This window comes from Streptomyces sp. NPDC104309 (assembly GCF_055584025.1).
In genome coordinates, this window is the sequence record NZ_JBVJMV010000134.1 from 1 (window position 1) to 1,828 (window position 1,828).

The following is a 1,828-nucleotide window of genomic DNA, read 5'->3' on the forward strand; positions in this document are numbered from 1 at the left end:
GGACCCTGTTGCCCAATTGGGTGAAGACGTCGCGATCGTGCCCTGTGCGGTGCTGGGGCGGGTGAGTCTGGTGTGTAGGCATCGGAGACACGAACCTGGTTTCCGGCCGTCGAGTTGGGGGTGGTGCGGTGTCTATGCGGGTGGATTCGGGAGCCGAGATTCCTGCCGGGACACGGGAGGTGGCTCGCGCCGCGTTCCCCAAGGGATGTCTCGCGATGAGGATCCGGGACAGCCTCGGCCCGCTTTTTTCGGATGATGAGTTCGCGGAAGCCTTTGGGGTCCGTGGTCGTCCTGGTGTCGCTCCTGGCCGGCTGGCCCTGGTCAGCATCCTGCAGTTCGTGGAGAACCTGACGGATCGGCAGGCCGCGCACGCGGTGCGAGCGAGGATCGATATGAAGTACCTGCTTGGTCTGGAACTGACCGACCCGGGCTTTGATCACACCGTGCTGACCGGGTTCCGGGACCGGCTGCTGACTCACGGTCTGGAAGAGAAGATCCTGGATCTATTGCTGGAACGGCTGGCCGACGAGGGGCTGGCCGCTCCTGGTGGGCGGCAGCGTACGGATGCCACGCACGTCCTGGCCGCGGTCCGCAGTCTCAACCGCCTGGAGTTCGTCGGCGAGACTCTGCGGGCGGCGATGGAGGCACTCGCCGCAGCCGCGCCGGACTGGATGCGCACGACGATGGACCCGGTATGGCAGGAACGCTACGGGACGCGTGTTGACGCCTACCGGCTACCGAAGGACGAGCAGGAGCGGCGCGATCTTGCCCGGCAGATCGCAGCTGACGGCTATCGCCTGTTCATGGCGATCATCGCACCGACGGCACCGGCCTGGCTACGGGAGGTGCCCGCCGTCGCCGTCCTGCGCACCGTGTGGGTGCAGCAGTTCACCCGAACCGTCACCGACGGAACCGAGGAGGTGGCCTGGCGGGGGAAGGATGATCTCCCGCCGGGCAGAATGCTGATCGCCTCTCCCTACGATCCCGAGGCGCGCTACTCGAAGAAGCGCGGATCCTCCTGGGTCGGCTACAAGATCCACCTCAGCGAGAGCTGCGACGACCCGAAGGAGGCCCACCGCCCGCACTTGATCACGCATGTCGTCACGACTGATGCCACGGTCAATGACGCGATGGTCGTCGAGGCGATCCACGACCGTCTCACCAGCAGGAACCTCCTGCCCACGGAGCATCTCCTGGACGCTGGATACACCTCGGCCGAGTTGCTCCTCACCGCGCCGATCGCCCGCGGCCTCTGCGTCATCGGCCCGGTCCGGTCCAACAACACCCGCCAAGCGGCTCAGAAGAACGGCTTCGGCAAGACCGCCTTCGCTATCAACTGGGCGGCCGAGCACGCGGTTTGCCCTTCCGGCGCCATGAGCAGGTACTGGACGGCCGGAGTGGACAACAACGGCAGGGACGCGATTCGCATCCGTTTCGCGACCTCCACTTGCGCACCGTGTCCCGTCCGCGACCAGTGCACCCGTTCCACCCGGTACGGACGGCAGTTGACCGTGCGCCCACAAGAACAGGACGCGCTCCTCGAACGTGTCCGTGCCGAGCAGTCCACGGACGAGTGGAAGGACCGCTATGCGGCCCGCGCCGGAGTGGAAGGCACCATCCACCAGGCCGTCGCAGCCACTGGAGTACGCCGGACCCGCTACATCGGCCTGGCCAAGACACACCTCGCGCACGTCCTGGCCGCGACCGCCATCAACCTGATCCGGCTCGACGCCTGGTGGAACGAGACTCCTCTTGCCGGGACCCGGACCTCCCGGCTGGCAGCTCTCGAGCTCGCGGCCTGAGATCAATTGGGCAACAGGGTCATCGA

General features: G+C 66.5%; 1 protein-coding gene. It reads left to right on the forward strand.

What is annotated here, in order from left to right; genetic code table 11:
* Nucleotides 1-134 precede the first annotated feature (134 nt).
* The gene (locus tag ACZ68L_RS46825) at nt 135-1,802 is read left to right on the forward strand and encodes an IS1182 family transposase (RefSeq protein ID WP_469591024.1); all 1,668 of its coding nucleotides are present in this window, start codon (nt 135-137) and stop codon (nt 1,800-1,802) included.
* Nucleotides 1,803-1,828: the final 26 nt, after the last annotated feature.

Bases quoted from the DNA above. Each gene is read 5' to 3' on its own strand.
- ACZ68L_RS46825 (WP_469591024.1), top strand. From the start codon at position 135: ATGCGGGTGGATTCGGGAGCCGAGATTCCTGCCGGGACACGGGAGGTG.